This is a genomic window from Enterobacter cloacae complex sp. OE43NF (genome assembly GCF_023544405.1).
In the GTDB taxonomy this organism is placed as follows: Bacteria; Pseudomonadota; Gammaproteobacteria; order Enterobacterales; family Enterobacteriaceae; genus Enterobacter; species Enterobacter cloacae.
In genome coordinates, this window is sequence record NZ_JAMJFW010000093.1 from 1 (window position 1) to 5,657 (window position 5,657).

A 5,657-nucleotide genomic window follows, 5' to 3' on the forward strand; every position below is an offset into this window, starting at 1 on the left:
TTTTCTCCTGGCGCGGAAATCGCATTACGGATTTTTTCAAAAGCATAACTGAAATCATTTCTCTCATTGAATGCAGTAAACATGTCCTTTCCTCAGTTGAATAGTTAGCCGTGCAATTTTACCACACCTCAATCATCGTCAGATGAGTGCCACTCTGTCGCTACAGTGACTTTCACGAAAGTGAATTTATCTAATTAAAATAATAAGCAGTCATATAGTCATTCATTTAAATTACCGAATGGCCGTTCCGGTCAGATCCGACTTTCTTTCTTATCACAACTTTCCGGAAGTGTACCACGCCCACGGAATAACCATATCGCCCTTTTATGGTGGTGAGCGGCCGGTCACGGGGCAGGGGGCAAACACTATATATAGAAGAAAAATCAGCCTATGGCGTAGCACATATTGTGTTTTTAGGCCGCTGCGCACCGGGGCTGTTCCGGAAGATCCGGAACAACATCTTTTCGGATCTCAGGAGAGGAAGAGAGAGATTATTGCAGGATAAGCACAAAAAAGAGTGAATTGTTGTGATGAGTGGATTATTGCTGTAAATATCGCAATTCAAATTAATTATTAACAACAAAGCAATTTAACAGCGACCCCATCCGGGGTCACCTTAATTTTGCTCAGCGATGTTCAAACCGCACCACTGGTGTATCGGTAATTTCCATCTCCATTTCCCAGAGCGTTTTCATCACACCTTCAAGTGGATCACCGTTGCTGCGGTAGAAAGTGTTAAAAAGGGTTCCATCCGGATACCTGAACAACCTGAGTTCACCAAAGGATTCAGCACTGACCATAAGTGAAAATTTCTGTTCGGAATTGAGGACAAGGTAAATAAGACAGTTATTGATCCTGAAGGGCAGAGAGCGGCTACCTCTGGCCGATACATCAACATGTATGCTAAACGCGTCATGCCTTGCCGGCTGGTAGACCAGCTCCCTCAGTTCTTCGCTGAAGCGGGAACCATAGATCATCAGAATGTAGTTATTCTGATCAGCGGACCGTTGCGCGACTTCCATTAAGAGCGTTTCGAGATTATTGACCTCAATTGTTAATTTAGCCTGTGATTTCCACAGTTCATAATGCAGTCTGTGGAGAATATTTCTCTTCACTTCTGATACCGAAGGAAAATCTCCGTAGACATTCTGATTAAGATCTCTGGCAACATAATCTTTGGAAACACCAACAGGAATGTATCTCACCAGCCAGTTGCGATCACATTCTGAATTTTGAGTAAACGTGAAGTATTTAAGCAGAACATCTTCAGACAATGCCCCAGGAAGTTCGTTTGTAAGACGAGTATCAGTATTTCTGAGTCGCTCCTGGTCTACTTCAGCAGCAACGATATCTGCCGTTTTACTACGGTTGAAGACATCTATGTATTTATCCAGAACATCATTAAAGAACACCACATTCGTTGCATAATCCGCTTCTGAAATAATATAACCTTCATAAGGAACTGAAGGGTCTCGTTTCAGTCGTTCAAGAATAGAAATTATTCTGTCTTTACTGAAATAGGAAAACAACCTTCCCGCCAGGGCTTCATTAACGCGCTGCGTAACCTGTTCAGCTGGTCGCGCGAGCTTTATGGCCAGTAAGGAGAACGCTCCGTAGAGGCTGCCAATATCTTCATTTACTCCTGTATACACCCGCCCGGGAATGTAAGGCCTTTCATTATATGAGTTCATAACCTCAATGGTTTCGGATAACCCGCTGTACCAGCTTGTATTCGTATGCAGATTACAGTGCTCAATTCTCAGTATCATGTCAATGATATCGACAGAACATCTGAATGCAGGTGTCAGCGTGTCATGTGTATCTCTATCTTCATATAATTCAGACATAATGAGATGATTTACAAGATCGGCTAAGTCTATATTTTTTTGCGGTTCAAAATGAGCAATAAGATACCCTGCCATTAACAACCGCAAATCAGATAAGGCATTTGCAAACATAATGGACAAAGCCGCATCTTTTTTATACATGCTGCCCCTGAGTAACATATCCCACTGCGGTTCTGTCTCCTTCAGGGACAGATAATCCGGAGTCAGGAAGAAACTGTGCCAGCGGTACTCTTCCTCCCAGTACCGTGTAAACCGGTTCTGATTAAACCAGAGGCAGAGAACGTCGTGAGCATATCGCACGGAAGAGGCATTATCGGCAACCACTGACGGAATAAGAAGCCTGACGGTATTATGCAGATGATACATCAGGCGGCCAGTAGAATCTTCACTCCCGGGTTTGCCAGTGATTGTGGTCATACTCCAGCCTTCCCACAGTCCGATGAACTCGCGGATAAGGGCCTGGTGAGTCAGCTCCTGGCTGGCCGAGAGGGGGCCCCCCAGTCCCGCTTTCCAGTCGTTTAACACATGCCACACCCTGAAAAGCGAAAGTAAAAACTGTCTGAAATCGGTAAAACACGTGCTCTGTGTTTTTCTGTACACATGCAATGGAATGGCCATCGATTCACGGAAATATTCGCCTGAATATTCCGTTGATTTTACGGATTCACGAAAAAACTTTCTCAATTCATAATGGAATGAATCACTGAAAGTATGGCTAAAACCTGATTCTTTTACTTCATCCAGATAATTTTTATCAACCCCGTAATTGTAACTTCTTTTGATAGAGGTATAGGTATCTGTTAATCTTTCAATTCCTGCTCTGAAGACGCTAATATTTTTATCATTAAGTGCATCGTAAGCCTCACCAAAGAAATCAAAAGTAATATCATCCAGATCCCTTTTCTTCTCAGGGCGTCCTGTTACAATACAACGGATAAATAACCACCGCCACAATCCTGAAACAGGCTTGATATTTTTCAATGACATTAAAGTCAGTTCACCGGAACGAACACCAAAGGAGGGCAGAATGATAATTTCCGCATCCTGCCCATCTACCGCCTCTAGCCTTCTCAGCAGAAATAAAAATGGCCTTATATAAATGTCTGTAACAACATCACCTTTACTGACATTAGATTTAACATGAAGCATCTCGTTTTTCTCAGAGATTGAGTAAGGCAGTATTTTAATATTACCGAGGTAATTTTCACCTACGTTAGCCCCCGGGTAGCGCAGCCACGCCAGAATATATGCTTTTTGTATGTAGTCATCCACTATCTGAGACAAAAAAAACTTATTCAATAGTCGATCGCGCTTGCTCTCATCCAGGACATTCAGACTGGAGACGAAGAACCAGATAGACAGAATAATATTGAAAAGCATCCACACAAAAGCAGTAACGGCGAAAGCTGTATTAAGATATCTGTCACCAACAGATAACATCATACCGCCCACCACAATAAATGCGGCAAGTGACAGTCCACTCAGACCAGCAAACAAATATCCGGAATGAAGTTGATATGCTGACTGAATATGCATCCTTGCTGATTTTTTTTGAAACAGAACACTTATAAGGCCCACGACAAGTGGAAAAACGATACCGATAATAGTCAACTGGCTACCCAGTAAATTAGACATCCAACCTGAAAGCGTGGTAATGCCCTTAAAATGCTGCAGAGCGAAAGGTTGTAATACAGGGCGAAAATATTCGACCACGCAAACAGCCCCGAAGGCTGCGGACCAGAGGACCAGCATAGCCCGGATGTAATGGGTGGTGCAGGCAATAAGTATTCTCTCCACCCGGTTCCAGCGAAGTTTTTTGTAATCCTGGTTCGACTTCAGGCTCCGTCGGAGTTCAGCTCTCACCTGCCATGAGACACTTTTAAGAAGTTTTCCAAACATAGATATCCTGCGTGTTCCATAAGAAATCTTATGAATAATAAGCGGTAGGGACCTTTTTTTCTCTGGAAAATGTCACCCGATGCCCTTCGTGCAAAGTTCGTCACCCTGTTATCCGATTTAGACAATTTTCGGATCTGCGCGGCGGGAATCCCTCAAGAGATATGATAATCAAACCAGACGCATAAAATCATACTGAGTGTGATATTTATCATTAACCAAATAATCATATCTGATATGATGTTTGTCACATAGGAACTAAATCATATAGAGTATGATTTTTAACATAACGGGACATCTTCAGACGGAGCGTGCAGGATGGATGAGAAAGAAGTGAATTTTTCACTCAGCTATGAACAGCTGGCCGCGACAACAACAGAGGTCATTGAAGCTATCAAAAAGCGCCAGGATCAGACGACGGCAGCGAAAATTTCCAGTGTGGAAGCTGTCATATTTCTGTGGTCTGAGCTTGCTAAAGCAGGGGCATCCGACTTCAGCCCGGTACAGGCTGACCTCCGTCGTTTTCAGGAACGTGTAGCCGGAATGAAAGAATGAATGGAACGGTAAAAAGCCGACGTCCGTCACCGCTGCAGCGGCGGGTGCTGATTGTGCTGGCCGCCCTCGATGCGAAACGTCCGGGGCCGGTGGCGACGCGGGATATCGAGCGGGTGCTGGAGCAGGGCGGGGACGCCCCGGTGTACGGGCCGAACCTGCGCGCCTCCTGCCGGCGCATGGAAGCTGCGGGCTGGCTGCGCACCCTGCGCACCCCGAACCTGCAGCTGGCCGTCGAGCTGACGGAGGCCGGTCGCGGCATTGCAGAACCGCTCTTCCAGGCAGAACGCGAGGCTGAAACGGCACGACAACGGCTGACAGACGTCCGGCGTCTGCCGTTACGCCAGACGGCTGCCGGTGATGCGGTGGCGCTGCAGCTGGATGACGACCATTACACCATCAGGGAAGCGGCCTACGTGATCCGTCCGGACGGGTCCACCTGCCTGCAGCTGACGGATGCCGGCGGCATACGCCGGATAAAAGAGGGCGATCCCCTGCAGGTGGCCAGCTGGTATCAGACCTGTTTTGATGCAGGACTGCCGGTCACCATCCAGGTGAATGAGAGCCGGGACTGACCGACACCACATGCAAGGAATGAGAACAGAAGAATGAAATTAACAGAACCCAAACTGAATACGCTGATCGATAATCTGAATGCCCTGATTTGTGAGGACAGCCTGCTGACGCGCCAGGAGCGCGAGGATTTGGTCCGGGCCGTCGCCGCCATCGGTGCCATGAAAGCGCGCGTCAGTATGAAGAAGTCCAGCGTTCCGGCAGCGTCGAAACTAAAGGAAGAGAAACAGGAACGTGTGCCCGACCCACGTTTTCCGCATGCCGGCGAACCCTGGCGGGAAGAAGAGGGGACGATGCTGCTTGATGCCCTCGAATCCGTACCGGACGAAGAGGTGGGCGTTCATCTGTTCTGGCTGGCCGAAAAGCTGGGGCGTACCCCCTACAGTGTGGCCTGTAAAATAGCGGTTCTCCGGGACATGCCAGAAGAGTGGAAAGATCAGTACCGCAAGGTTTCGGATGATATCCGCAAGTCAGGCCTGAGCATCAGCGATTATGTTCAGCATAACGGGCTGAATTAACCGCTTTCCGTCCTGTTCTGTCGGTACACGGGGTTGTCTCATAGACAGATCTGAAGCGTACCACTTAAGATAAGCGACTTCTTCCCGGTGCTATTGCATAAATTACATGACCAGACAGGAATGGCTGTTATGCCTCAGACGCTGTACTTCCAGAGACACGCTTGAAAAAGTGATAGAAAAAAACAAATACGATCTGACCGACGACGAACTGGAACCCTTTAAGGAAGGTGCGAATAAGCAGGTCATGTCTTCCCAAGCTGACTCGCTGATT

At 46.8% G+C, this 5,657-nt stretch carries 5 protein-coding genes; 4 read left to right on the forward strand and 1 reads right to left on the reverse strand.

Features of this window, described 5'->3' with window-relative positions; genetic code table 11:
* Positions 1 to 626 precede the first annotated feature (626 nt).
* Positions 627 to 3,746: a hypothetical protein gene (locus tag M8370_RS22710; RefSeq protein WP_126508661.1), complete on the reverse strand. Its 3,120-nt coding sequence runs from the start codon at positions 3,744 to 3,746 to the stop codon at positions 627 to 629.
* 315 nt (positions 3,747 to 4,061) lie between these two features.
* Here M8370_RS22710 and M8370_RS22715 point away from each other — a divergent pair, with 315 nt between their 5' ends.
* The 4 genes from M8370_RS22715 to M8370_RS22730 form a co-directional block, all read left to right on the forward strand.
* Entirely contained in the window at positions 4,062 to 4,298 is a 237-nt protein-coding gene (locus M8370_RS22715) for a hypothetical protein (protein ID WP_060415434.1), read from the forward strand.
* Positions 4,295 to 4,870, forward strand: coding sequence for a hypothetical protein (locus tag M8370_RS22720; RefSeq protein WP_143114299.1), 576 nt, complete (start codon positions 4,295 to 4,297; stop codon positions 4,868 to 4,870). The genes M8370_RS22715 and M8370_RS22720 overlap by 4 nt, the downstream gene beginning before the upstream one ends.
* A gap of 33 nt (positions 4,871 to 4,903) precedes the next feature.
* A complete protein-coding gene (locus tag M8370_RS22725) occupies positions 4,904 to 5,386 on the forward strand; it encodes a hypothetical protein (protein WP_045899846.1) in 483 nt (160 codons plus the stop codon).
* A 106-nt stretch (positions 5,387 to 5,492) separates the two neighbouring features.
* Positions 5,493 to 5,657: Hha/YmoA family nucleoid-associated regulatory protein (locus M8370_RS22730; protein ID WP_250021791.1), on the forward strand; the 165-nt coding region annotated here is incomplete at its 3' end.

What these genes read in the sequence shown, in the direction of transcription:
- M8370_RS22720 (WP_143114299.1), top strand. Translation starts at nt 4,295, where the DNA reads ATGAATGGAACGGTAAAAAGCCGACGTCCGTCACCGCTGCAGCGGCGG.
- M8370_RS22710 (WP_126508661.1), bottom strand. Translation starts at nt 3,746, where the DNA reads ATGTTTGGAAAACTTCTTAAAAGTGTCTCATGGCAGGTGAGAGCTGAA.
- M8370_RS22725 (WP_045899846.1), top strand. Translation starts at nt 4,904, where the DNA reads ATGAAATTAACAGAACCCAAACTGAATACGCTGATCGATAATCTGAAT.
- M8370_RS22715 (WP_060415434.1), top strand. Translation starts at nt 4,062, where the DNA reads ATGGATGAGAAAGAAGTGAATTTTTCACTCAGCTATGAACAGCTGGCC.